Below are 25594 nucleotides of genomic sequence, written 5' to 3'. Positions count from 1 at the left end.
GACACACGGACCCCCGCGGCTCTGTGCGTTGCGCCGATCTTTGGGAGTGATCGAAGATGACGAACTCATCGACAACGCAATTTGCCGTTGTGGCCCCCACGGAACGGGAGGGAACCTTTAATGGCAGACCCGGAGCCTGCTGGCTCGCGAGCCCAAGCGGACCTGTCACGGGAGAACGATCATTTGCCCGGTCTCGGACTTTCCGGGGACCAGCGCGCCCAAGTGGACGAGTTCAACGACCCTGCCCATGAACTCCGCCGGCTTTTCAGCGAAACGTTCGGAACATTCCTGCTCGTGCTTGCCGCAGCGGGAGCAGACATCATCGATTCAGACACCGGTGGAGCCGTAGGCCGGGTCGCCGCCGTCACCGCTCCAGGCCTGACCGTCACAGCAATCATCCTGTTCATGGGCACGAACTCCGGGGCCCACCTCAATCCAGTGGTCACCCTGGCCTTCGCTCTGCGTCGCGACTTCCCGTGGAGGCGGGTTCCGGGTTACATCCTCGCGCAGCTTACCGGTGCAACAACCGCCGCGGTCGTTCTCCGTCTAACCTTCGGCCTGCAGGACCACCTCGGAGGCACCCACCCTTCCCACGGGTTCACCCCCGGCCAAGCCCTGATCATCGAAGTACTGCTGACGCTCGGACTCGTAAGCACAATCCTGGGCGCCGCGTCCGGAGCGCAAAGCATCGGACCGCTTTCAGCCCTCGCGGCCGGCGCCTATATCGTGCTTGCAGGCTTATGGGCCGGTCCTGTCAGCGGCTCCTCCATGAACCCCGCCAGATCCGCCGGGCCCGCCTTCGCATCAGGCGATTACAACACCCTGTGGATCTACATACTCGGCCCTGCTGTCGGCATGCTCCTCGCCGTCGGCGCCGCTTACATTCTTCGCGGCCCCGGAGGCGGACCAACCGCAGCCAAAGCAGCCCAAGGCAAAAGCACTCCCACCGCAGAGCGATGAACGTCCAACGGCCCTCGGCACGACCGTTGAGAACCATCGTCAACGGGATCGCACAAACGGGCCACGTCGGCATCCTTCCAGCCCCCGGCCTGCCTCCCGGGCAATCGGCACGAGCATCAGGTTGGGCGGGGAAGGGAACGCTGGCCTGCCTTCGTCTCTCGGGCGGACAGTGCAGAGTTCCGCACGGCCAACGCTCTGCCAGATATTTGTTCGTCCGGTTCCCGGGCGATGACCCGCGCGTCGCATTCGCCTGCGGCCAAAGCGGGCTATTGTCTTACAACATAAAACCGACGCCCAGTCCACGCCCGATCATCGGCAAGCTGCTCTTCTCACCCGAGCACGTGATTCCGTTCGCGCAAAGCCGGATCGGTCCCTTCCGGCAACTGCTCCTCAGCCGGATTCCTCCAGCACGTCTGCGGATCGGACGCTGCTCCCGATGATGCCCAACTGCTCAAGCTGGGCCGACATCCCCGCACCGTCCGGAGAGTAAATCCAGGGGATCCCGGGGGTTGGCTGACCTCCGGACTTCGACCGCCCGCCCGCGAGCACCGCTTCGCCGACGGAGAGCTGGCGGATCGCGATGGCCTTGACGTTCCGCGGATGGCGTTGGGCGAAATCTGCGTAGATGGCCTCGTCGTGCTGTCCGTCGTCGCCAATCAGCAGCCACTTCACTCTGGGCAACTCCTCCGCGAGACGCTCCAGAGAGGTCCTCTTGTGCTCCTGGCCGCTGCGGAACCAGCGGTCTGGGGTGGGCCCCCAGTCGGTGAGGAGCTTAGGACCCGCGGGATACAAATTGCGGGACAGGAACCGCGACAGCGTCGGTGCGACGTTCCAGGGTCCGGTCGACAGGTACACCACGGGTGCCGAAGGCACCGTCCTAACGATCCGCTCGTACAGCACCGCCATGCCCGGCGTCGGGGTCCTCGCGTGCTCATCGAGTACGAAAGTGTTCCAGGCGGCTAGGAATGGACGGGGCAGCGCCGTCACCATCACGGTGTCGTCGATGTCGGAGACGACACCGAAGTCTGTGTCGTCAGCGACGATCTGCACTGGAGCCTCCACGATCCAGGAGACCCCGGATTGCAGGGTGATTGTATGCCAGCCGGCGTCGAGGGCTACCGGGATACGCGCGTCAACTACGCCTCCGCGGTCGGCTTCGAGATCATGGACGGTGCCTCCGATAGTCACGTGCACGCGGGCGTGTGCCACGGGCGCACTCGTGAAATTGCGCCAGCCTCGCATGCCATCCTTCAGAGGTTTGAGCGCACCGGCCTGAGCACCGCTTCCGGTGTCCCGCTGCTCACTGCGGACAACGCGCGCCAACACCCGGACCCAGGAAGTGGTGCCGTATCCGGTGTACGGGATGACGGTCTCCACTCGCCCGCGCCGGATCGCGAGGCGCGTCTGGAACCTGAGCCAGGCGTCGTCGAGCCTGAGGGCGAGATGGCGGCCCTCGCCGCTCGACGCCGGACCGCCGCCGTCAACGCGGTCGGACTGAGTGCGCGGATTCACAGGACGAGGACACATGCGTCCAGTCTCGCATGGCAGAAGATGGCTGACGGTTCCTTGGGCCGTCTGCCTGGGCTCCGTCTCCAGGAACAAGGTCCTTGGGGGCGGCTGCCAGCGGCTGGCGATTTCGTGCGGCCAACGAGAAACTCGGCGCCATGCGTTGCGGCAGACGGGCCAGTTCCCCAACCCCCGCGCTGTTTTCTTCCGAAGCTCCCACCCCAGGGGGTCCACCATCCTTCACCTCGCCTCCCTCCTGGAATCTGCAAGCCCCGTCCGGCACCTCCACCCGGGCATCTGAGCCCATCCGACAGGACGGATTCGAAACACTTATGCGGGAGCGGCGCGATGCATCTCTCGGTGGGTATTCCACGCGAATTGAGTCGCGGCGTTTGGCGAACGGGCGATTGGGTGCTGCCTTGCGGCTGGACGGCTCTCACTGACTCCTACTTCAGCAGGTGCACGACCGTCGTTTCGGTGTGGGCCGGATCGGGTGTCGGATCTCCGTAGATCTCCCAGGAGTGCCCGGCAGACTCCCTATGATTCGTCGCCATCCACACATCGATCGCGTTGTATGCCTCGTTCATGCGGTGGTACGGTCCGTGGTGGACCGCTACGGCAGCCTCTCCCCCAGGCGTTTCGGTCGCGTATACTCGCCCGCCGTTTCAAAGGTGCGCGTGACTTCGACGCCGAAGTCACACAGAATGGGCGCGCCGGGCTTGTTCGAGTGGTGGTAGACGAAGATGTTGTGGCCGTTCGTCCAAAGACCCGGCTGACGGCGAATGAAGTCCCAGACCTTACCCACGGCAGGACCCCACGCCGAGCCAACTTCATTCGGCGGGACCTCGCGCCGGACGGCGGCCAGGGTGCGCGGGCGAACAGTCTGTACGTTGACGGGGACCGTCATGCGGAGATTTTACATCGCACGCGCCATTCAGGCGATGCGGAAAGCCACCGTATACGAACGGGTCCGTATCGACTTCCGCGCCCGGCACTTCCACCCCATTGACGAGGAGACTGACCTGACCGTTCTGCGTCTGCTCATGAAGGACCGTTGAAGGATGGCTACCCGTACACAGAGTCTGCCACGCGACAGGAGTCATTCTCCGGTCGTGGATCCGCCGTAAAGTCCGCTGTAGGCTCCGTCTTGGGCGGTGTGAAACGAACACTTGGAGGCTTTTCTCATGTCGCGCATCATGCGGTTCGACCACGTCGGCGTCACGGTTCAGGATCTCGACCGTGTGACGGCGTTCTTCGTTGGACTCGGGCTCGAGGTCGAGGGCCGGACGTTCGTCGAGGGCGAGTTCATCGACACGGTCACAGCGATCCCTGATTCCCGTACAGAGATCGTGATGTTGCGAACGCCTGACGGAGGAACCGGGGTGGAGCTTTCCAGCTTCGTCCGCCCAGACCCCGAGCCGGGATCGCCCGCCGCCATGGCCAACGAACTCGGGCTGCGCAGCCTGTCCTTCCAAGTCGATGATCTTCAGGCGCACGTCGATCGGCTGGCCGCGGCGGGATACGGGCTGGTCGGTGGCATCGGCCAGTATGAGGGCTCCTGGCGCATGGCGTACGTGCGCGGTCCAGAGGGAATCATCGTGGCCTTGGCTGAGCGCATCAACTGACCCGGCAACCTACGGATTCTGGGCCTCTGCCTCAGTTACGGGAAACACGGTCAAGGCCGTTCCCGCCCTGACCCTTGGCCCGGGCGACAGTGCCCGACGACGTCTGGGCGCCGGCGGCTGCGGATCCAGTGAGCGCGGTGGTGCCAGCAAGTGCTGCCGCGCCAGCCGCCCGGTTATTCAACACGCTGAGCATTGAATAATCCTTTCGGTCGCCCCCCGGACGGGGCACACGTCTCTCGGGTACTCAGCGACAAGGTAAAGCTCAGTTACCGGCAGAGTATGAAAGCACTCCGGCGTCGCTCCCCCCGCGCGGTCCCGTTATCTGCCCAGTTGGGGGTCGCTCGTGAGCTGACGGCCGTTTTCGAGCCGGCCCGCCAGGACGCGGACGAGCTTGGCGTCGGCGGCGGAGGTGATTGTCAGGTCGTACCAGCCGCCCTGGGTTGGGATGACGACGGTCTTGCTCTGGCCAGGGTTGAGCGAGAGCATCTGGGTACCGGCGCCGTACGCGTCCATCAGGGTGAGGGCTTCGCCTGTGGAGCCGGTGTTCTCGATCCGGAACTGCGCGTGCGGTGATTTGCCGTCTGCGGCGACAGTGACGCGAAGGTCCGCGGCCGCCGTCGTGCCCGCCAAACGGCGGTACCAGCCGGCCGGGCCGTGCATGTGCACGTCGTATTCGGGACCGAGCGCCCACGCGGCATCCAGCGACGCCGTTGCCCCGATCGTGTACGAGTAGGGAGCCTGCGGCAGCGAATTGGAACGGACCTGCACGTGCGCGCCCAGGATGCCCCGGTTCGCCCAGCGGGCGGTGAGCTTGCCGGCGTCGATCTTCGTTTCGACGTCGAGGGCGTAGCCGAGCGGGCGGGACGGACGCGTGCCCTTCTCCTGAGCGGGCATCGAGTTCGTCGCCGGGGGCGTCGGAACATAGCTCGGGTGGCGGTTATGGTCAGTAGGCTTGTAGGCCGAGGTGTCGGGCATGGCCGGCGCAGCGCCGCCTGCCACGGCGAAGTCGAAGGCGCTGGTCAGGTCGCCGCTGACAGCGCGGCGCCACGGCGTGATGTTCGGCGAGGCGACGCCGAAGCGGGCTTCAAGGAACCGGATGATCGAGGTGTGGTCGAAAGTCTCGGAGCAGACCCAGCCGCCCATGCTCCACGGCGAGGCCACGATCATCGGAACGCGGACGCCAAGGCCGAAATGTCCCGGAACGTCCTTGCTGCCGTAGAACGTCGGGGTTCCGTCGTACCACTCGCCGGTGGTCGAGACGGTGGACGCTCCCGGAATTTGGGGGGTGTTCGGGTGCGGCGGCACGATGTGGTCGAAGAAGCCGTCGTTCTCGTCGTACATGAACAGCACCGCTGATTTGCTCCACACCTCCGCGTTGGAGGTAAGGATGTCCAGGACGTTCGCCGCGTACCAGGCGCCGAAGTTCGGCGGCCAGTTCGAGTGTTCGGTGTAGGCCTCGGGCGCCACGATATAGGACACCTGCGGAAGCTTGCCGTCCGCAACATCCTCGCGAAGGACCCGGAAGAGGTCGTCGCCGGCCTTCGCGTTCGTGCCCGTGCGCGCCTTCTCATACAAGGGCGTTCCCGGCTTCGCGTCCTGGTACTGCTTGAAATACAGGAGCGAGTTGTCGCCGTAGTTGCCGATGTACGGGTCGCCAGTCCAGCCCTCATAGTGCGCCGGGTCGAGGCCCTCGCCGACGTCCTGGTAGACCTTCCAGCTCACGCCGGCTTTCTCAAGCTCCTCGGGGTACGTGCTCCACCAGTACCCGTTCTCATCGTTCCACAGGTCAGGACCTCCGCCCTTGCGGTCCGGGTCGTCCCCGCCGGCGAACATGAAGTACCGGTTCGGGTCCGTCGGGCCAAGGACCGAGCAATGGTACTGATCGCAGACCGTGAACGCGTCGGCAAGGGCGAAGTGGAACGGGATGTCCTGGCGTCCGTAAAACGCCATCGTCGCGTCGGTCTTCTCCGGCAGCCACTTATCGTACTTGCCGTTGTTAAAGGCTTCATGGGTGAGCTTCCACGAGTGGTCAAGGTCCTCCATGAACTGCATGCCGAGATTCGGCGCCGTCGGGTGGAAAGGAGTAACCTCGCGTGCGGCGTTGGCCTGGTGGAACGCGTCCTTGCCGGACGGCAAAACCGCGGGGTGCGGGTCCGAGAACCCTCGCACACCTTTGAGCGTCCCGAAGTAATGGTCGAACGCCCGGTTCTCCTGCATGAAGATCACCACATGCTCAACGTCCCTAATCGAGCCCGTGGCCCGGTTGGCGGGGATCTCCGCGGCCCGGGCGATGCTCTCCCCAAGCATCTGCGAGATCGCGGTGCCGGCGGCGCCAGCGGCCGAAAGCTGAAGAAAACGTCGGCGGTCCAAACCTGCCATGAGCTGCTCCTAGTGCGTTGTGGTACCGGTGATCCCCGATGGACTCTTCCAGCGCCAAGTTACTGCCCGGTATAGGCGTAGTGAACTTTGAGCGACATGCTTACCCGGGACAGCGGACCACGGCCGCAACATCGGGGCACTCTCACGGTTCTGCTTCGTGACGTTCTCACTCTTGGCAGTCCCCCGCCTGTCCAGGCGCAATCATCTGGTGGCCACTGAGCTTTCAAAGTTTGAAGCTTGCGGTGGTAGCGGTGGGACGAAGGCGCACAAGGAAGTCAAACGCAGAGTGAAAACTGTCTTCGCCTGTCGATAAAGGCCGCTTTCGATCGGTCATGGAAGGTCGACAACCGTACCGACTCGCGACATGAGGGCTGGAGCGGCTAAGCCTCGAGCAGACAGGAAACAGAGAGAGGTTGGGCCTTCAACGGCGGGTTGTCAGTCGAAACTTCCAGAGTTCGCGAGATTCAAACGGGAATTGGCTCCAAGGATCACCCGACTGGATCTTTGCCGCGTCCTGAGTGACTGCTTTGAGCGCTGAGGCATGATAGGCCTTCGTGAGATCACCGGGTATGCTGAGCCATCCGGCGACCAAAAGGACAGCAATAACAAACGACGTGCGGTGCTGAGAAAAGCCATGCTTAGCAATTTGTGCCGGCATGGTTTCCTACGATTCTTTCAATTCGCGCGTCCCCGGCGGCGAACCGTAGATAGATGCGGCTACGAAGAGACCGGTACGAAACTGTACCCAATTGTACTGCCGCGCGACGCTATTGCACCCGAACCGACGTACTGCCGTTCCGGGCACTCGCTTCCCTATCGCTAACCCCGAGCGGGTCAACTGCCTCGCGGGGTCAAGGCGCCGTGTGCCCAAATTCCGCGGGGGTCGATTGCTCCCACGTCGGCCTACCGGGCCGTGCGACGAGTGAAGACGAGATGGAGAACTCCAGCCGGGGAAGGGGTCGTTTCGATTTCAAACCGTTGCTCGAGTCCTTCGAGTCCATCCCACAGCCGTTCGCCCCGGCCCAGGACGATCGGCACGAGCACGATGTGCATGTGGTCGATCAGATCGGCCTCGAGGAACTGTCGAATCGTGCTGACGCCGCCACCGATCCGGACGTCGAGGTCGCCGGCCAGGGCGCGAGCCTGCTCTAGCGCGGAGGCGGGGTTGGCGTCAACGAAATGGAAGGTTGTTCCGCCTTCCATCTCGAGTACCGGCCGGGGATGGTGTGTCAGAACAACGACAGGGGTGTGGAAGACAGGGTTATCGCCCCACCATCCCTTCCACTCCTCGTCCTCCCAAGGACCGCGTTGAGGGCCGAACTTATTGCGCCCCATGATCTCCACACCGATCCCTGGCCCCCATGTGCTGGCGAACGCCTCATCGACGCCGAACGATCCCTCAGACTCTCCGGGGATGCCCATCTCGCGGAAGGTGCGCGTCTCGAAAGCCCACTCCATTAGCCGTGAGCCTGCGTGACCGAACGGAGCGTCGAGTTGCTGACCCTCGCCGGTACCGAAACCGTCGAGGGAGACCGAGAAGTTATGCACGCGGACGAGGGACATGTCATCTCCTGAAGTGGTTGTCAGTCGCAATCACTTTATGGTGAGCGAACCCAGCGACTCAAGACCGACGATTAGAGAATCAAATCGAAATGTACACGGAACAGCGTGGCGCGCCGGGCATCAACGGTGAGGTCACTCCGGACAATCCCGAGATCCGCTTCTTCCGCGACCACCGTCGGCGCGCCAGCCTCCAACTGCGTAAGGCGTCCGTGGAAACCATGTCCCGGGTTCAGGGGTGCGGATGAATGGGATCGACCCAATAGACTTCTTCCGGTGGCTCGATGGGCTCGAGCTCCAGGTTGATGACAACCGGATCCTGACCGCTGCGGACAAGCACGCAACTGAGAGCTATCCGCGGCGTGGCTTGGTCCGGAGCCGCTCCGATCGACCGGGTCGAAATCAGAGTGGGCGGAGGAGGCTGGCAGCCCGCCCACCTCGTCGGCGAACGCAAGCGGCACAGCTGGCAGCCGTGGGAGCAGATCATCAGCATCCCGGAGCCCGGCATACTGACTGTGCAAGCCCGGGCAACCGACCTTGCCGGCCGAACCCAGCCCGAACGGGCCGAGTGGAACCGCCTTGGCTACGGCAACAACTCGATCCATCAGATCGATGTCCGCATCATCTGAACAGACCGACCCAGGCTGCCAAGGGTCGCCGGCCAAGGGGATTGCCTCTCGCCGCGGAAGGCAGCGAGACCTACTGTGGAGCTATGGACGCCACAGCAGCTCACGCCTTTGCGATTCCGCCGGTATCAGTTCACCGCCCCACCACTGTCGTAGAGGACGTCATCACCCTCGCGGCCGGCGTCTGGCTCCTCACCGGAACCTATGTTGACGGCTGGGCGCACAACAACCTCCGCGACCTCGAGACGTTCTTCACTCCGTGGCACGCGATCCTATACTCCGGCTTCGCGGCCTGCGCCCTCTGGATCGCCGCCCTGACCTGGCGCCGGCATGCCCCCGGCACGCGGTGGACGGAAGCGATCCCAGCCGGCTATGGGGCCGCGGCAGCCGGGGTCCTCCTCTTCCTCGTCTCGGGGGCGGCCGACTTCGCCTGGCATTCGGTGTTCGGCATTGAGCAAGGCATCAAAGCGCTATTCAGCCCGTCCCATCTGGGGCTCGCCACCGGCGGCTTCCTCATCCTCAGCGCGCCGTTCTCCTCAGCGTGGCACTCGCCCGGGCGGTCATGGCCACGGCTGATGCCCGCCGTCGTGAGCGCCATGCTCTCCGGCATGGTTGCGGCGTTCATCCTGCAGGAGTTCGCGGTCTTCGCGCGCCATGGACTCATCCAGACATACAGCGGCGCTGCCGGGGCGCAGCCTGCGGTGACGGTACCGACGTCGTCGAGCATCATGGTCTCTTTGGCATCATTCTTCGTCTCAACGGCCGTGCTCTTCGTGCCCGTCCTATTGCTGTCGCTGCGTTGGCGCCTGCGCGCCGCGGTGCCCGCGGCCATGGCGCTGCTCCCCTCCGTAGCCCTGCAGATCATGGTCGCGCTGCGGGACACCTGGCTCGTACCGGTGGCCCTCGTCGGTGCCGTCCTCGTTGGAATCGTGTGGGCGGTGGTGCGACCCACCCCGGACCGTCACGCAAGGCTCATGACCGCGATGGGCCTCTCCCCCGTCGTATTCTGGGCCCCGTACTTCGCCGGTGTGGCACTCCACGACGGTGCACTGAGCTTCTCCCCTGAAATTTGGGGCGGGACGCTCGGATGGACCGGCCTCGAAATGCTCGCGCTGGCCGTGCTCACGCTCAAGGTGCGAGCCACAGCACGCACCATCTCCGTTTCACCACCCCGCTGACTTGTCAGCTTCGTCTTTCATTCAAGGCTTCGGCAAGAAGGCGCGCAGCTTCGTCACTTCGTCCTACATCGCGGCCATTTCATCTTCATTAGCACCCATGCGATCGAGAAATCCGAAACGCTGAGCCATGTCAGGTGCCGATCATGTGGCTGTCCGGCGCAAAGGCATGAATAGGCATGACGGACACCCGTCAGCAATCTCCGGACCAACTGTTGACAGAGTCAACCAGGCCAGAAGCCCCGAAGCACCCCTGACCTGGGGAAACACGCGTGGAAGCGGCCTTGGCCAAACCCAGATGGCCCGCGTTGGCCAATCGTCGGTATGTCCAGATTTTCAGTCGGACCTGCATACCTTTGCCAACCTGGCTCGCAGTTGAATGGAGTTGACCAATTCCCACCCGTTTCGTTGGAATGCAACGAAGTCAGGAATATTCCATGTCAATAAGACAATTAGCGAGTTGGGGTACCACCGCGGTGCTCGTCTTCGGGGGTATCTCGGTTTCGACGGTGCCCCCTGCTGCGGCAGTGCCGGTGAAAGCTTTTTCCGCTTCGGCGGAGACACCCAAGGCAGATCCTGTTTTGAGTCAGACGCCCTATCAAGGCTGGAACACGTATTATGGACTGGGCGGTGCGTACACCAGCGCGGAGGTGCTGGACGTGGCCGACCACCTCGTCTCCAGTGGTCTCGCGAAGGCCGGATACGACATAGTCTGGCTCGACGGAGGCTGGCAAGACTCGAACCCACGCGGCACCGACAATATCCTCCGCGGCGACCCGGCACGGTTCCCCGGAGGGATGGCCGCTCTGGCGGCAGCCATCCACGCTAAAGGACTGAAAGCGGGAATCTACACTGACGCCGGACCATACATCCCCGGCGCGTGCGGGCTGGGGAGCTACGGACACTATCAGACCGACGCCGACACTTTCGCCTCCTGGGGATACGACGCCGTCAAGGCCGACTTCCTCTGCGGGATCACGGCGGGACTCGATCCAAAGACGGTCTACGGCCAGTTCGCGGACGCGTTGCAGCACAATAGCAGCGGCCGGCAGATCATCTTCAACCTGTGCAACCCGGTGACCTCGCCGGACTGGGGCAACTATCCCGAGTCGCAGCAGTCGACGAACTCCTGGTCATTCGCGCCGCAGATAGCCCAGTCGTGGCGCACCTACACGGACGTCGGTTTCGTCGGGATGATCAAATACAGCGACGTGCTCCGCAACTTTGATGCGAATGCCCGTCATCCGGAGGCGGCCGGTCCCGGTCACTGGAGCGACCCGGATTATCTCGGTCCCCAACTCGGGATGACCGATGAGGAATTCCGCTCGCAAATGGCACTGTGGGCTATCTCCGCAGCGCCGCTGGTCATCGGAAGCGATCCTCGCACGCTCACTGCTTCCACACTGGGCACGCTGCTCAACCCGGATGTCTTGGCGATCGATCAGGACCCGCTAGGTAAGCAGGCGGTGAGGGTCGGCGCGTCCGGTACCACTGAGACCTGGGTCAAGCCGCTCGCGGACGGGTCCGTCGCCGTAGCGCTGGTGAACAGGGGCGATGCTGCGGCGGAGATCTCCACCACCGCCACAGCAATCGGCCTCACGGCTTCCCGGGTGACCGTCAAGGACGCCTGGACGCACGCGGTGAGCGAAGCAGCTGGGCAAGTGCGCGCCGAAGTTCCGCCGCACGGTGTCAGTCTCCTCGTGGTGTCGAAATCAAAGGGCATCCCGCAGACCCCGCGCATTCTCGCGGGCCCGCCGACCGTTACCGCGATCGATGGCGCCGTGGTGGCTCCGACCTCCAACGTGGTCGTCTCCGGTGGCGCGAAGCTCACGACGAGCGTGACGGTTCGAAACGATGGCACCATGCCTGTCGACGATCCAAGAGTCACGCTAACCATCCCCGCCGGATGGACTGCTTCTGCACAAGGCCAAACGCCCCTCCTCCTGTTGCCCGGGCACACCGCACAATTCGACTACATCCTGACCACGCCCGCGGCCGCTGGCGCGGGTAGCCTCGATGTCACGGCGACGGTTGGCTTCCGCGACCTCAACGGCACGGAGACGGTGCAATCGCCGCCACTCCGAGTGACCATCGCTCCGGCACCGCCGTCGGGTGCCGACCAACCACTGTCACATCAGGCGTGGATCTCGGGAACTAGTGGATGGATGCAACCCACCATAGACCAGAGCGTCGGTGGTGGAGGTCCGATCACGGTGGCGGGGACTGCGCATCCGACAGGCATTGGCGTCGCAAGCCCCTCGGACATCCGGTATTACATCGGTGGGGCCTGCACCAAGCTCACCGGTGTCGTCGGAATCGATGACGTCGTCGACAAAGTCGGCCCCGCGGGAGGGACCGCGACGTTCTCCATCGTGGCCGACGGCAAGACGGTCTGGGACAGTGGGGTGGTCAGCCGAGGAACTGCCGTGCCGTTCGACGTCGATCTGACCTCCGCGCGCGATCTCGTTCTCCACGTAGGAGACGCCGGAGACGGCGGATACAACGACCGCGCCGACTGGGCGGATCCGTTGATCAGCTGCCAGTAGATGTAGCCCAAAGAGAAGGAGCACGCGGCTTACCGTGTGCTCCTTCTCTTTGCCGCAAAGACTGCTATGCCGTCGAAAACTCTTCAGTGATGTACAGCTGGGCCCAGCGGAACCGGTTGTCGCACCACACCGCAACGGACGCGCTCTCACCGGTCAACCGGAGCCTGACGCGCCCATCATGGGTCCGTAGCCCGGTATCGCACAATTGGTGGGGGCGGAGTCCACTGGCACGCCTCCCCGGAGATCGAAAGGGGTTCCCCGGACATCGATCGACCGGACCGGAAGGTTGTCGTCGCCAAGCGGGAACGCTCGAATCGAATCGCTGGCCAAAGTGAGATCGTCCGACGATGTGCTACCGAGCCGCAGATACGGATGGACCCCCACGGCGACCGGCGCTGCGTGTTCACCACGATTGTGCATATCGACCCGGCTTTCGATACCGGAGGCAACGAGGGCGGACTCGACGTCGGTCACGACGTCAAAGGGATACCCCAGGAATGATCAACGCGATCGGTCAGGACGAGCCTGTCCTTGAGTGCCCGGACAACCCCATACTCCGTGTTCGCGAGAAGCCCTGTCGATAAGCCCATGTAGGGGTCGCTTGAGAAAACGGACGTCAGAGTACCACTTGAACCTGCCTACGCTAAGCCGGATTTTCGAGGCTCGTTGGCTAGATCATAGGTTCGAGATTGCTGGCGTCTCCGGCTATCCCGTCCCGCAATGGCGTGGGGCATCATCAGCGGCGCTCCCGCGCTGGTGGTGTGGCACCAAATAAAATAGGCAATCGGTGTCCTGGACGGACGTCTTGCGTTATGCTTTCCGCAGAACTTACTAATCGTTTAGTTAGTTGTAAAGGAGCCGTCCCTCATGGAACACCCGGTGCAATCACAGGCGCCGCCTGCTCCCTCCCCGATGGACCAGGACACCCGACGGCAGATTTTGACCAAAGCCGCCGAGCTGTTTCTGGCGAAGGGCTACAAGGGCGTGTCCATGAAAGAGCTCGCTGAGGCTGTCCAGGTCACATCCGCCGCCTTGTACTACCACTTTCCAAAAGGCAAGGAAGACCTCTTCACCACGATGATCCAGACCGTGTTCGTGGACGAGGGGATGGCCCGGATCGACCAGACCCTTGCCACGACCCAGGGCGTCCGAGAACGGTTGACGCTGCTTACCTCCGCGCTGCTCACACTCCCCCTTGACGAACGCCTAAGCACGCTGCTGCGCGACGCCAGGGAACACCTCAAGGACCCGGCCCACCAGCAGGTGATCCTGTCCTTGCTCGACCGGATCAAACGGCATGTCACCAGCCTCTTCCAGGCGGCGCACGAGGCGGGGGAGATCCGCTCCGACCTGCCCGTCAACGTCGTGGTCGGTCTCTACATGGGCATGCTGCGGGAGGCGAAAGCCTCCTCAGAGGCCCATCGAGCGGCCTCCCTGGTCAGCGTGCTCTTCGACGGCATCGCGAAGCGGGAGCACTCCCCTCCGCCCTGATTCCTGTGGGGCCTGAACTTGCCAAACGATTAGTCACCTTCTCGATGAGTCCACCCGATCGGGAGCGTCCATTTCCCAGAAAGGAACGATATTCCATGACAGGGGTCTTCGCCATTGAAACACATGGCCTGAGCAAGCACTTTGGCAGGCATACCGCCGTCGATGACCTGACCATCGGTGTGCCTGCCGGAACCATCGCGGGTTTTGTCGGTCCCAATGGGGCAGGCAAGACGACCACCATCCGCCTGCTCCTGGGACTGGTGCGACCCAATGCGGGCAGCGCCACGATTCTGGGCCACCCTCTCACCAAGCCCCAACGCTACCTGCCGCGCGTAGGAGCACTGACCGAAGCACCGGCGTTCTATCCGGGTCTCTCAGGGCGGACCAATCTGGAGGTGCTCGCCCGCCTTGGGGGCTATCCCGGTTCCCGCGTGAGCGAGGTACTGGAGGTGGTGGAACTCTCCGATCGGGCGCGTGATCGGGTCGGAACGTATTCGCTGGGCATGAAACAGCGTCTTGGGGTGGCGATGGCCCTGCTGCCCGACCCAGAGCTGCTCATTCTCGACGAGCCAGCCAACGGCCTTGATCCCTTGGGCATCATCGGGATACGCGAGCTGCTGCGCCGCCTGGCCGCCCAGGGGAAAACCATCTTGCTCAGCAGCCACATGCTCGGCGAGTTGGAACAGGTCACCGACTGGCTGATCATGCTCAATCAGGGGAAAGCCTTGTTTTGTGGCCCTGCCCGCGAGCTGCTGGCCCAACGCGTCGAGGTTGTGGTCGAAGCCGAGGACGCGGTGCACCTGGATCTGGTGGCCAGGATCGTGGGCGAAGCCGGCTACGCGGTCACACTGGAGGATCATGCCCTGCGCATCGCCTGTCCTGCCGGGTTTGCCGAGACCTTGAACCGGCAAGCCAGGGAAGCCGGCGTGCCGGCCCTTACCATCCGGGTAAAAGAGGCCAGCCTCGAACAACTGTTCCTGGCTTTGGTGAAAGGAGACCGCACATGATTTCCGTAATCCGTGCGTTTCGCAGCGAAGTGCTCAAGTTCCGCCGCTGGAGTGTCCTCGCGGTCGCAGGCCTAATGTTGGTGGTGAGCACCTTTATCGCCTATCTGACATTCCACCAGATCGCCTCCGGAGCCACGGGCCGTGAGATGACCGGCCTGATTGCCTCGTTCAACACCCCTCAGGGGTTAGTCTCCGTCATCGGTCAGGCCCGCTCTCTGATCATTGCCATCGCGCTGGTGATGGTGACCGCCAATCTAGCCGCGGAATGGTCCCAGGGGACGCTGCGCAACCTGCTCGTGCGTGAGCCGCATCGCCTGCGGTGGTTGGCAGGCAAGATGCTGGCGCTGGTGCTCTTTGTGCTGCTCTCGATGCTGCTCACCCTGCTCATCAGTGGCACATTCATCCTTGTCCTTGCGCAAGGACAAGGCATTCAGACGACCTCGTGGACCTCTGCGGAGGGGCTGCGCATCTTCCTGGGCTTCGTGGGCAATGAGGTGCTGTGCCTTATCGGGGTCAGCGCCGTGGGAATGCTCATCGCCGTGCTCACTCGTTCGGTCGCGGCCAGCGTCGGAATCGCCCTGGCCTACATCCTGGTCGTCGAAGGCATCATCGCGGTGGTTTTGCCGCAAGTGACCCAGTGGTTTCCCGGCCGGGTATTCAACACCATTGTGGGGGCGAGCGTGCCCCTGGTGGGTCCGACGCCTCCCCAAGGCTATCCCGCGGCCCTGGCAGCAGCCCTCCTGTGGATTGCTGGCTTTGTTGTGGTCAGCGCCATCGTGTTCCCACGCCAGGATGTCAAGGCGTGACGGAAAGGAGCACGCGATGTCCGAGCAGCAACCTGAACCGGAGAAGCGAGCCATGAGGGACATTTCTGCCACGTCGGGGGCGGAAGGGCCCGGTGCGGGAGATGAGCCCTCCGGCTTCGTCGGCAACGAGCGCCTGACCGCTCTGACAGGGGTCGTGGTGCTGGTGCTGTCGGTGGCCGAGGTCGCCACCGTTCCGACGCTGGGCAGCCTGATGGCGGCGCACGCCGTCCAGCTGGCCTACATGCGGTACCCGGGATGGCGTTGGGCATGGACGTCCCCGAAGGGGCCGTCGTCGATGTCGTGGCGGCGCAGGTGAAAGTGGCGGCTACCGAGTGGGAGAAGTACGGGGGGACGGGACGCAACGCGGCGCGAGCATGCGCTGGAGCTGCAGACAGCATTGGGATAGCGGACCTTCACGGACGAGATCAGCGGCACCCTTGTTGACCGCCTGGAAGAGATCGCCGCGCAGACCACGAAACCCGTCGTGGAAGCGACCGCCGCGGTCGATCAGCTGCGCGCTTGGGGTGTAATCCTGCCTTCGGTGAATGTGCTCGACAGGGTGGCGGCGGAAGCGATCACCCGCGGAGACCGGCGCGTGTACGCGGCATTGACGGATTCACTGACAGCGCAGCACCGGCGCGGGCTCGATGGCCTGTTATCGACCGCCGGCCGGGAGGGTGGGACGAAGTTGGGCTGGTTGAGGCAGTCGCCGAAGAAGCCGAACTCGAAATCGATGCGCGAGCACATCGAACGGCTGCAAGGGTGGCGGGAACTCGAGCTGCCCGTGGAGGTCGGGTTCGCGGTGCATCAGAACCGGTTGTTGAAGCTGGCCCGTGAAGGCGCGCAGATGACGGCCGGGGATCTGGCGAAGTTTGAGCCCCAGCGCCGTTACGCCGTTACGCCGTTACGCGACCTTGGCGGCGCTGGCGGTTGAGTCGCAGGCGGCCGTAACCGACGAGATCATCGACCTTCATGACCGCATTCTGGGTAAGGTGTTCAACGCGGCGAAGAGCCGTCACCGGAATCAGTTCCACGACGCCGGAAAAGACATCAACGACAAAGTCCGCCTCTACGGGCGGGTCGGGGAACTGCTCGTCACGGCGCGAGAGACCGGCGAGGACCCGTTCGATGCGATCGACAACATGATCGGGTGGGACGCGTTCATCGCGAGCGTGAACGAAGCCCAGGTTCTTGCCCGGCCCAAAGACTTCGACTTCCTGCCCGGCGTCCGGGAGAACTTCACCATGCTGCGCCGCTACAGCCCCCAATTTCTCGACGCCCTCGTGCTGCGGGCGGCCCCGTCAGCCGAAGACCTGCTTGAGGCGGTCAATGTTCTGCGTGATATGAACGCGTCCAGTACCGGGACCTTGCCTGAGCTGTTGCCGACGGGTTTCGTGAGGAAGCGGTGGGCGCGGGTGGTGTTCACGCCGGACGGTATCGACCGCACCTATTATGAGCTTTGCGTCCTGGCCGAGATACGCAACTCGCTGCGTTCAGGAGATCTCTGGGTCGAGGGATCACGCCAGTTCAAGGATTTCGAGGAATACCTCTTGCCCGCCACCGCATTCGACCGTCTCACTCTCGACGGTGCCATTCCTCTCCCCATCGAGCCCGACTGTGATGCGTACCTGGAAGCCCGGCTCGGTCTGCTGGAAAGTCACCTGGCCACTGTCAGCGCCCGCGCCGACGCGGACAAGCTCGACGGGGTCACGATCACCGCTACCGGTTTGAAAATCGCGCCAGCAGAGACCATCGTTCCCGAATCCGCGCAGGCACTCATCCGCAAAGCCAGTGCCATGATGCCCCGCATCCCAATCACGGACCTGCTTCTCGAAGCAAACGGGTGGCCCGGCGCCACCGACTGCTTCACCCACCTGAAAACAGGAGACCCGGCACGCGACACCACACTTCTGATGACCGCCATCCTCGCCGACGGCATCAACCTCGGACTAACCAAAATGGCAGAATCCTGTGCAGGGCAACCTACGCGAGAATGCTCCGCACCCAGGCCATGCACATCCGCGATGAAACCCTACAGCGCCGCACTCGCAACGATCGTCAACGCCCAGAACCAGCATCCGTTCGCAGCGCATTGGGGCGACGGCACCACTTCATCCTCGGACGGGCAACGCTTCAAAACCGGGAACAGAGCCGAAAGCACCGGCCACATCAACCCAAAATACGGCTCCGCCCCTAGGCGCCTGATCTACACCCATATCTCCGACCAGTACGCGCCCTTCCATGCCACCCTTGTCAACGTCGGCGTCCGCGACGCGACCTATGTACTCGACGGGCTTCTCCACCACGAATCCGACCTCCGCATCACCGAGCATTACACCGACACCGCCGGGTTCACCGACCACGTCTTTGCTCTGACTCACCTCCTCGGATTCCGGTTCTCTCCCCGCATCCGCGATCTCGCCGAAACACGCATCTACCTCCCAACCGGCAGTGCCCACCCAACCCTGAACGCGCTCATCGGCGGAACTATCAACACCAAACACATCCGGGCCCACTGGAACGAGATCCTCCGACTGGCCGCCTCGATCAAAACCGGCACCGTCACCGCCTCCCTGATGCTCCGCAAACTCGGCGCCCACCCCCGCCAAAACGGGCTCGCCCTCGCGCTCCGGGAACTCGGCCGCCTCGAACGCAGCATCTTCATTCTCGAGTGGCTCCAAAGCCCGGAGCTCCGCCGGCGCACCACCGCCGGTCTGAACAAAGGCGAAGCCAAAAATGCTCTCTCCCGGGCCGTGTTCTTCAACCGCCTCGGCGAAATCCGTGACCGTTCCTGCGAACAACAACGCTACCGGGCCGGCGGACTCACCCTCCTCACGGCGATCATCGTTCTCTGGAACACCGTGTACCTCGAACGAGTCATCAACACCCTCCGCGAACAAGACCCGGGCATCGATCCAGACCTCTTCCAACACCTCTCGCCGCTCGGCTGGGAACACATCAACCTCACCGGCAACTACACCTGGCGAAACCAACCCAAACCCGGCCGGTTCAGGCCGCTGCGCCCCGCCAACAGCAGCACACCCTCTAAACCGGAAAACGGACGTCAGAGTACGCTAACGATTCCCGAAAAACAGGCTTAGCGTAGGCAGGTTCAAGTGGTCATCGCAACAGTGAGGGTCTCTAGTCTCTCATTCGGAGTGGCGTAGTCGTAGCGTTTCCGGGGCCTGTCGTTGAGGGCTGCCGCTACTGTGTCGAGGTGGGCTTGGGTGTAGCCGGCAAGGCTGGTTCCTTTGGGAAAGTACTGGCGCAGCAGTTTGTTCGCGTTCTCGTTGGATCCTCGTTGCCAGGGCGAACGGGGTTCACAGAAGTAGATCGGCATCCTCGTTGCAGCAGTCGTTTCCTGATGCCTGTGCATCTCCACGCCTTGGTCCCAGGTCAGTGACCTGGTGAGGTGGCCAGGCATAACAGTAAAGACACGGATCAGTTCGTCGCGGACGATGTGTGCACGGGGTTTGTGGCTGCCTATTCGCAGCAGCACAATCGTGCCAGTGGCCCGTTCCACGAGCGTTCCGATGGCTGACTTGCCGCCCTTTCCGGTGATGAGGTCGCCCTCCCAATGGCCAGCAATCAGCCGGTCTTTCGCTTCGGATGTCCTATCGATCAGTGGGGTCATGTTCTGAATCCTCCCGGTGCGGTGGTTCCGACTCCGACGGGGTTTACGCACTGCACGCCCCGTCCTGGTCCCCTTCTGACGTTCTCGAACGAGCTTTCCCGGGCGGGCACGGTAGACCCCCTGGTAGATGCTCTCGTGGGAGACCTGCATGCCAGGATCGTCTTGGTGCTCCTGTCTGAGGCGTCCGCTGATTTGCTCCGGAGAGAGCCACTTCGCCAGATCAGCCTTCACCCGATCCCGCAACGGACCCGGTTCCATGAGCTTGGCTTGTTTGGGCCGGCGGGCACGGTTGAACGCCATTCGGTGTGCGGCTGCGGCCCGGTAGGAATTCCGCCCAAGCACACCCCGGCGCAATTCACGACTGATTGTGGACGCCGCCCTGCCCAGTCGACGGGCAATCTCGCGAACAGGCAACCGTTGGGCACGGTAGAGCATGATCTCTTCCCGCTCAGCGAAGGATAACGACCGGCCTTTGCCGGGCCGGGCCCAGGAAGGGCGCACACCCCCGTGTTCATTCAGGACAGAGAACACCGCCGTCGTCTTCCACCCGAGCTCGACAGCGATTGCTTCTGCGGTCATTCCCATATCGCGCAGGTCCCAGAAATGGACCATTTTCTCGGTAACGAGGCGCTCGGAAAAGCGGGCAACAGGATCAGTCATCAACATCCTTCAATCATCAAGGTGTTGCGATGACCACTTGAACCTGCCGTACTCTGACGTCCGTTTTCTCAAGCGACCCCATGTATTGCATTACCCGCTTTGGGCTCGGTGACTTCGAGGTGCTGGAGTCCGCCATGGAGCGTCCACCGCGCATCTCGCACCCGGTTCGGCCAGGGGACGAGGACGACGCCAGAAGCCATCGTCGGGTCGGCCGTCGCATTTTCCGCGAACGACGGCGACACCATCGACCATCAGGCTCTGGATACTGGCGCCGACCGTCGAGACGTCGGCACGCACCTTGCGACCACCAATCTCGACAAAGAGCGGGATCAGCTCACACGGCATGGACGCTGAAGAGCACGGAGCGATCCGGGTCCAAGCTGGGCATCTCCAGCCCGACGAGGCGTAGGGTCCGTCCGCTGAGCACAGCTCCGTCGGCAAGCCACGGCGGCTGCGGCCCCGGAGGAACGTCACCAGGGAAGACCGTGGTGACCCGGTAGGGGACGGCGTCGTCGAGTCCCGGCAGCGTGAGACGGCCGACCGGCCACGTTCGTGGCCGCTCCGTCAGGGAGAACGCAAAGAGAGCGTCCTTGCGATCGGTCGCGACTACGCCTTCCAGGCGAACTGCGTCGTTGCCCGTGTCGGCGTGAACGCTCGTGCCGGTGTGCAGGAGCTGGCGGTTTTCTTTATGGAAGGCGATCCAGGAGGCGAGCTCGGCCTTGGTCCCTTCGTCGGCGGTGAGGAGATTCACTTCGACGCCCATGTGTCCCCAGATGGCCTTTTCCGCACGGTAAGACAGGGGGTGAACGCGGTGCGTAGTGTGCGATTCCTGCGCCCCGATGTGGGTTCCTTGGAGCTCTGGCGGCACGACGAGACCGGTCCAGCGCTGGATCTCCAGTCGCTCGTGAGGGTCGTTGCAATCGCTCGGCCAGACGCGCTGGCTGTGCTCAAGGACGCCGAGGTCGATGCGGCCGCCGCCGCTGGCACACGATTCGATCTCGAGTCCCGGATGCCGTGCTGCCAGCTCCGACATGAGCCGGTAGGCTGCGAGCGTCTGTTCGCGGATGCCGGGCCGCCCCTCAGGACCGTGGCCGGCGTCGAGGAGGTAACGGTTGTGGTCCCATTTGACGTAATCAATGTCGAGCTCGCCGATCAGAGTCGACATACGATCTAGCAAGTAGTCGTACGCCTCCGGATGTCCGAGGTCCAGCACGTGCTGGTGCCTTGAGGGCAAGCCCGGACCATGCCCGGCGTCGAAGACCCATTCCGGATGCTCACGGGCAAGTCGCGAGTCGAGATTGACCATCTCCGGTTCGAACCAGAGCCCGAAGTCCATACCGACTTCGCGCACGCGCGCCACGAGCGGCTCCAGCCCTGTCGGCCACACGTCGGGATCGACTTCCCAGTCGCCGAGCGAACTGGTATCGTCGCGGCGTCCGAGGAACCAGCCGTCGTCGACGACGAAGCGCTCCGTTCCGATTGCCGCACCGGCGACCGCAAGGGCCATGAGGGTCTCGAGGTCCTGCTGGAAGTAGACGGCCTCCCAGGTGTTGAGTACGACAGGCCGTGGCGTCGAAGGATACGCCGGCGACGCGCGAAGGTGACGGTGGAAGCGGGCCGAGAGGTCATCGAGCCCATCGCCCCAGGACCCGTACTGCCACGGTGTCATGTACTCGTCACCGCGCTCAAGTTCTACCTCCCCAGAGGCGAGTTCCTCGCGGACGGCAAGCCTGCGGGTATCGGCAGACGTTCTCTCAGCGGTCAGCGATTGGTTGCCGCTCCAGGCAAGGTGGGTCGCCCAGACTCGTCCCGATCGGAATCCGAAGCCGCGGGTGCCGGCCGCGAGGAGGAGGGTGTGCTCCAGGCCCGGCTTGCCACCCCGGGATGAGCGGGCCCACTCCCCGACGTTGAACGGCTGGCGCTGGGGCACACGTTCGAGCGACCAGCGCCCGGTCAGATCGAGCAGCTCGTCCGCCTCTGCTGGGACAGGTAGGGCGAGCTCGATGCCGTCGACGCGGAAGCGGTCCGTGCCGTCGTTGCGCAACTGCGCCCGCTGGCGCACCAGACCGCTTGCCCTCAGCACCTCGATCTCTATGCGGAGAGCGAGCGCGCACTCTGGGTCGACGGCATCCAGCCGCAACGCGACGCCGTCATCCGTGTCCTGTACCTCCGCCGCAGACGTCTGGAAGCGTGTCGCCCAGCGTCGTCCGCTGCTATCGCCGACCAGTCCGGGTCGGCCGAGCCAGCCCTCGGCCAGCTGAGCGAGAACCGGCACCGGTTGGGGATAGGTCACGGCGCTGTCACCAATCGCCGGCAACGAGGAGTGGACGATCACCTCGAGCTCGGCGGCATCGAGGTCCCCGAGGTCGTCGCCCCAATGCAGGATGCGTGGGAGGCGGTCGCCGGTCGCGACGACCACACTGGTGCCTCCGGACCGAAGGTGATGGACTTCCGTCGGGTTCTGCATGTTCAACTATTTCACCGATCCGAGGGCGAGGCCCCCAATGAAGCTGCGTTGGAAAACCAGAAAGACGATGGTCGAAGGGATCGCAGCGACAACGGTGGCCGCGGCAATGACGGACCAGCTCGACACGTACTGCCCCTGGAGCGAGAGAACGGCCGCCGTGATCGGCAGCTTCTCGGAGCTCTGGAGGAGGGTGATCGACCAGAGCAAGTCGTTGAAGATCCACGTGAACGAGAGCGCGCCGAGCGCTGCCAGGGCCGGACGGGTTAACGGCAGGATCAGCTGCACGAAAATACGGACCGTTCCTGCACCGTCGAGCGTCGCCGCCTCCTGGAGCTCGTGTGGAATCGTGCGCATGAATCCGTAGAGAACGAAGGTGTAGAAGCCGACCCCGAACGAGACCTGCACTGCAACAAGTGCACCCAATGAGTCGTAAACGTTCATATCTTGCGTGATGCGGGCGATAGGGATCAACAACATCTGCACCGGAAGGAGGTTGCCGGCCAGCATCAGAAGGAGAATCGTCCGGCGAAGAGGTACCCGGTAGCGGCTGAGACCAAACGCTGCGGCTGCAGAGAGCAAGAGCGAAAGGATCACCGTCGGGATGGTGACGATCATGCTGTTAACCAGCGCGTGGAACAAGTCGCCTTGGTTCCACGCCTGTACATATGTCTGCCAGGTAAAGGTTCGCGGGAGGCTCCCAATCCCGTTGGCGGATACATCGTCAAAGGTACGGAATGACGTGATGAGGACGACGAGTATCGGGGCGAACCACGCGAGCGAGATGAGGATCCCGGACGTGTGGAAGCCGAACGTAGCTGCGGCCGCCCTGCGATTGCGCCGCCGTCCGACCGGTTGCGCCGGAGTAGCGGCCTTCTGCTCCTCGGTGGCAGTGGCTGTGGTCATGAGTCCTTCTCCTCGGAGAGCGCACGGACAAGGTAAGACACGATTACCGCGATCGCCAGCACGAAGATAACGACGGCGATAGCGGAGGCATACCCAAGCGCGTGGCCTTCAAACGCCGTCGAGAACATGTAGGTGCTGAGCAGTTCGGTTGAATGGTACGGACCGCCCTTCGTCATCGCCCAGACGATATCGAAGGAGCGGAGCGAATCGATGATGAGAACTGATAACACGACGAGGTTGACGCTTCGCAGCTGGGGGAATGTGACGTGCCGGAAGCGCTGCCATTTCGTCGCGCCATCGACCCGGGCCGCCTCCTGGACCGACGGGTCAAGAGCTTTCAGACCGGCGATGAAGAGAACCATCACATAACCGATCTCGCGCCAGAGCGCGGCGACAATGACCGCGTAGAGGGCCGTATTCGAGTCGCCGAGCCAGGCCCGGGTCCAGCTGTGTAGTCCCACGTCGTCCAGGATGTTGTTGAGCACTCCGTTCGGCTGGAAGAACGCGCCCCAGATCAGGGCCGTGACTACGAGGGAGAAGACGATGGGGAGGAACAGTACCGTGCGATATATGCCGACTCCGCGCCGCTCCGATTTGAACAGTAGAGCGACACCAAGCCCGGCGGCGAAGGAGATCCCGCCGAAGAGTACGATCCAGATGGCCGTGTTCTTGAGCGAGGTGAGGAAGATCGGGTCGCTGAGCAGATCGACGTAGTTTTGGGCTGCGACCGATGTGGCGGCGCCGATGCCGTTCCAGTGAAGGAACGACAGCGCGACACCCTGGAAGGCCGGCCAGAAGACGCCGACAGCTTCGACCAGGAATGGGATCAGCACGAGGGCGAGCACGAGCGGCTGCGGGACTTTGATCCGCCGCCGACCGCGTGCGAGAGAAGCAGTGGTCATGAATTCGCCCGGACCTTCTTGGCAGCCGCGTCCCAGTCCTTCAGGATCTGGTCGAGGTTCTCCGGATGCGCGATGAAGCTAGTCAAGGCGGTGTCGGCCGGCGTTTGCTCTGCATCCCCGGCGTCTCGGTTGTAGAACTGGGTGATCTGCTTCGCCGATTCCAGCATCGTTTTGCCCTGGGTGGAGAGCGCGTCGAGTGGCATGGTGGATTTTACGTTCGCGGGAAGCGCGCTTCCCTGCTGGCCTTTCGCGAGCTGGGTTTGAGCCTCGGTGCTGGCTACGTAGTCCAGGAACTTCTTGGTCAGGTTCGGTTTGTCGGTCTTGGAACTGGCGATGAAGCCGTCGGTAGGGGCTTCCTCTGCCACAGGGATGGACGGGTCGATGATCGGAAACTGGAAGAAGGCGAGATCGCTCTGCTTGTCCTTCGGCACGGACGGTTGTGCCCAGGCGCCAAGCAAGTACATGGCGGACTTTCCCTGAGTGAAGTCGCTCATGGCCTGATTTTGCGTCAACCCTAGAACGGCCGGGTCGATGTTGGGAAGCACTTGCTTGAACGCGGCGAAAACCTTCCTCACCTCAGGGCTGTCGTAGGACTTCTTACCGGCGAGTAGCTGGAGGTGGAAGTCGCCGCCGTTGATACGCAGGTCCAGATAGTCGAACCACGCCGACGCCAGCCAGGGGTTGTCGCTGAGTCCCATCGTGAACGGAGTGACGCCCTGAGCCTTGATCTTTGCGCTTGCGGCCATGAACTCTTCCCAGGTCTTCGGCGGCGCGATCCCAAGCTTCGCGAAGTCGCTTTTGAAGTAGTAGACACCCCACCAGTAGTAGCCGGTCGGGACGAAAACTTCTTTTCCACCCGAGTCCTGGCTGAGTTTCTGAAGAGCATCCGGGAAAGCATTTTTGTGGTTACCCCACACGCTCGAGGCGTCGAGCAACAGGTTCTGGTTGGCGAAGTCACGGGTGGCCTGTCCGGCATACCAAGTGTAGACGTCCGGCGGGTTCTTCGAGGTGAGATACGACGGCAGCTGTGTGTTGAAGGTGGAAGTCGGGATGCTGTTGAGCTTGACCTCGCCTTCGCCCTTTGCGTTGAAGTTCTTGACGAGTTCCTCGACGCCGCCCTTCTCCGCGTCCGTGAACCGGGACTGCAGGATGAGTGGTCCGGACGCATCGGGCCCGGTCTTCGCGGCCTGGTCGGTGCCGGAGGTTGAGACGCACCCGGTAAGCAAGGCTGTGGTGACGATCGTGCTGCCGAGCGTGGCAAGCCATCGAGAGGTTTTCCGGGTCATCTTCGACTCCATTTCATGATGTGGTCTCTGGGGGTGACGAGAGCCGAAGGATGATCCTACG

At 63.3% G+C, this 25594-nt stretch carries 24 protein-coding genes and 1 pseudogene; 13 read left to right on the top strand and 12 right to left on the bottom strand.

From position 1 onward, the window contains the following. Nucleotides 1-120 precede the first annotated feature (120 nt). On the top strand, nucleotides 121-960 hold the full coding sequence (locus LFT43_RS09505; RefSeq protein WP_395802614.1) for an MIP/aquaporin family protein: 840 nt from the start codon (nucleotides 121-123) through the stop codon (nucleotides 958-960). Between the two features lie 390 nt (nucleotides 961-1350). Here the strand turns inward: LFT43_RS09505 and LFT43_RS09500 are convergent, their stop codons facing one another. The 3 genes and pseudogenes from LFT43_RS09500 to LFT43_RS09490 all read right to left on the bottom strand — a co-directional run bounded on the left by LFT43_RS09500 (nucleotide 1351) and on the right by LFT43_RS09490 (nucleotide 3373). Next, on the bottom strand, nucleotides 1351-2487 hold the full coding sequence (locus tag LFT43_RS09500) for an App1 family protein (RefSeq protein ID WP_395802612.1): 1137 nt from the start codon (nucleotides 2485-2487) through the stop codon (nucleotides 1351-1353). A 425-nt stretch (nucleotides 2488-2912) separates the two neighbouring features. After that, nucleotides 2913-3068 (bottom strand): annotated as a pseudogene (locus LFT43_RS09495) (hypothetical protein); the annotation flags it as partial. Between the two features lie 11 nt (nucleotides 3069-3079). Continuing rightward, entirely contained in the window at nucleotides 3080-3373 is a 294-nt protein-coding gene (locus tag LFT43_RS09490; RefSeq protein WP_395802610.1) for a hypothetical protein, read from the bottom strand. On the opposite strand from LFT43_RS09490, the gene LFT43_RS09485 reads away from it, so the two are divergent. Then, nucleotides 3372-3524: a hypothetical protein gene (locus LFT43_RS09485; protein WP_395802608.1), complete on the top strand. Its 153-nt coding sequence runs from the start codon at nucleotides 3372-3374 to the stop codon at nucleotides 3522-3524. The genes LFT43_RS09490 and LFT43_RS09485 overlap by 2 nt on opposite strands. A 126-nt stretch (nucleotides 3525-3650) precedes the next feature. Next, nucleotides 3651-4091: a VOC family protein gene (locus tag LFT43_RS09480; RefSeq protein ID WP_395802606.1), complete on the top strand. Its 441-nt coding sequence runs from the start codon at nucleotides 3651-3653 to the stop codon at nucleotides 4089-4091. Nucleotides 4092-4122: 31 nt separating this feature from the next. Here the strand turns inward: LFT43_RS09480 and LFT43_RS09475 are convergent, their stop codons facing one another. The 3 genes from LFT43_RS09475 to LFT43_RS09465 form a co-directional block, all read right to left on the bottom strand. Then, a complete protein-coding gene (locus tag LFT43_RS09475) occupies nucleotides 4123-4284 on the bottom strand; it encodes a hypothetical protein (protein WP_395802604.1) in 162 nt (53 codons plus the stop codon). A gap of 125 nt (nucleotides 4285-4409) precedes the next feature. Further along, nucleotides 4410-6470: a phosphocholine-specific phospholipase C gene (locus tag LFT43_RS09470; protein ID WP_395802602.1), complete on the bottom strand. Its 2061-nt coding sequence runs from the start codon at nucleotides 6468-6470 to the stop codon at nucleotides 4410-4412. Between the two features lie 903 nt (nucleotides 6471-7373). Continuing rightward, nucleotides 7374-8033: a dihydrofolate reductase family protein gene (locus tag LFT43_RS09465; RefSeq protein ID WP_395802600.1), complete on the bottom strand. Its 660-nt coding sequence runs from the start codon at nucleotides 8031-8033 to the stop codon at nucleotides 7374-7376. A gap of 89 nt (nucleotides 8034-8122) precedes the next feature. On the opposite strand from LFT43_RS09465, the gene LFT43_RS09460 reads away from it, so the two are divergent. The 4 genes from LFT43_RS09460 to LFT43_RS09445 all read left to right on the top strand — a co-directional run bounded on the left by LFT43_RS09460 (nucleotide 8123) and on the right by LFT43_RS09445 (nucleotide 12377). After that, nucleotides 8123-8278: a hypothetical protein gene (locus tag LFT43_RS09460; RefSeq protein WP_395802598.1), complete on the top strand. Its 156-nt coding sequence runs from the start codon at nucleotides 8123-8125 to the stop codon at nucleotides 8276-8278. A gap of 114 nt (nucleotides 8279-8392) precedes the next feature. Next, entirely contained in the window at nucleotides 8393-8659 is a 267-nt protein-coding gene (locus LFT43_RS09455) for a hypothetical protein (protein ID WP_395802596.1), read from the top strand. Between the two features lie 83 nt (nucleotides 8660-8742). Beyond that, entirely contained in the window at nucleotides 8743-9834 is a 1092-nt protein-coding gene (locus LFT43_RS09450) for a hypothetical protein (RefSeq protein ID WP_395802594.1), read from the top strand. 434 nt (nucleotides 9835-10268) lie between these two features. Next, nucleotides 10269-12377 (top strand): NPCBM/NEW2 domain-containing protein, encoded by a 2109-nt coding sequence (locus LFT43_RS09445; protein WP_395802592.1) that lies wholly within the window; start codon nucleotides 10269-10271, stop codon nucleotides 12375-12377. A gap of 153 nt (nucleotides 12378-12530) precedes the next feature. Here the strand turns inward: LFT43_RS09445 and LFT43_RS09440 are convergent, their stop codons facing one another. Further along, nucleotides 12531-12851 carry a hypothetical protein gene (locus tag LFT43_RS09440; RefSeq protein ID WP_395802590.1) on the bottom strand — a complete coding sequence of 107 codons (321 nt, stop codon included), beginning with the start codon at nucleotides 12849-12851 and terminating at the stop codon, nucleotides 12531-12533. A gap of 393 nt (nucleotides 12852-13244) precedes the next feature. On the opposite strand from LFT43_RS09440, the gene LFT43_RS09435 reads away from it, so the two are divergent. The 6 genes from LFT43_RS09435 to LFT43_RS09410 all read left to right on the top strand — a co-directional run bounded on the left by LFT43_RS09435 (nucleotide 13245) and on the right by LFT43_RS09410 (nucleotide 18782). After that, complete coding sequence (locus tag LFT43_RS09435; protein WP_395802588.1) at nucleotides 13245-13868, top strand: TetR/AcrR family transcriptional regulator; 624 nt, start codon at nucleotides 13245-13247, stop codon at nucleotides 13866-13868. 95 nt (nucleotides 13869-13963) lie between these two features. Further along, nucleotides 13964-14875 (top strand): ABC transporter ATP-binding protein, encoded by a 912-nt coding sequence (locus tag LFT43_RS09430; protein ID WP_395802586.1) that lies wholly within the window; start codon nucleotides 13964-13966, stop codon nucleotides 14873-14875. Further along, nucleotides 14872-15681, top strand: a complete 810-nt coding sequence (locus tag LFT43_RS09425; protein ID WP_395802584.1) for an ABC transporter permease — start codon at nucleotides 14872-14874, stop codon at nucleotides 15679-15681. Before LFT43_RS09430 ends, LFT43_RS09425 begins: the two co-directional genes overlap by 4 nt. A 16-nt stretch (nucleotides 15682-15697) precedes the next feature. Next, nucleotides 15698-15997 (top strand): hypothetical protein, encoded by a 300-nt coding sequence (locus LFT43_RS09420; RefSeq protein ID WP_395802582.1) that lies wholly within the window; start codon nucleotides 15698-15700, stop codon nucleotides 15995-15997. Between the two features lie 168 nt (nucleotides 15998-16165). Further along, the gene (locus LFT43_RS09415) at nucleotides 16166-16615 is read left to right on the top strand and encodes a hypothetical protein (protein ID WP_395802580.1); all 450 of its coding nucleotides are present in this window, start codon (nucleotides 16166-16168) and stop codon (nucleotides 16613-16615) included. Then, nucleotides 16554-18782, top strand: coding sequence for a Tn3 family transposase (locus LFT43_RS09410; protein WP_395802578.1), 2229 nt, complete (start codon nucleotides 16554-16556; stop codon nucleotides 18780-18782). Before LFT43_RS09415 ends, LFT43_RS09410 begins: the two co-directional genes overlap by 62 nt. An 11-nt stretch (nucleotides 18783-18793) precedes the next feature. On the opposite strand, the gene LFT43_RS09405 is transcribed toward LFT43_RS09410, so the two are convergent. The 5 genes from LFT43_RS09405 to LFT43_RS09385 all read right to left on the bottom strand — a co-directional run bounded on the left by LFT43_RS09405 (nucleotide 18794) and on the right by LFT43_RS09385 (nucleotide 25533). Next, a complete protein-coding gene (locus LFT43_RS09405; protein ID WP_395802576.1) occupies nucleotides 18794-19975 on the bottom strand; it encodes an IS30 family transposase in 1182 nt (393 codons plus the stop codon). Nucleotides 19976-20309: 334 nt separating this feature from the next. Further along, nucleotides 20310-22442, bottom strand: coding sequence for an alpha-galactosidase (locus LFT43_RS09400; RefSeq protein WP_395802574.1), 2133 nt, complete (start codon nucleotides 22440-22442; stop codon nucleotides 20310-20312). Between the two features lie 6 nt (nucleotides 22443-22448). After that, a complete protein-coding gene (locus tag LFT43_RS09395; RefSeq protein WP_395802572.1) occupies nucleotides 22449-23345 on the bottom strand; it encodes a carbohydrate ABC transporter permease in 897 nt (298 codons plus the stop codon). Further along, a complete protein-coding gene (locus LFT43_RS09390) occupies nucleotides 23342-24247 on the bottom strand; it encodes a carbohydrate ABC transporter permease (protein ID WP_395802570.1) in 906 nt (301 codons plus the stop codon). Before LFT43_RS09390 ends, LFT43_RS09395 begins: the two co-directional genes overlap by 4 nt. Then, a complete protein-coding gene (locus tag LFT43_RS09385) occupies nucleotides 24244-25533 on the bottom strand; it encodes an ABC transporter substrate-binding protein (RefSeq protein WP_395802568.1) in 1290 nt (429 codons plus the stop codon). Before LFT43_RS09385 ends, LFT43_RS09390 begins: the two co-directional genes overlap by 4 nt. Nucleotides 25534-25594: the final 61 nt, after the last annotated feature.

Source organism: Arthrobacter sp. FW306-04-A (assembly GCF_044358315.1).
In the GTDB taxonomy this organism is placed as follows: Bacteria; Actinomycetota; Actinomycetes; order Actinomycetales; family Micrococcaceae; genus Arthrobacter.
This window is presented reverse-complemented; position numbering and strand designations above follow the sequence as displayed.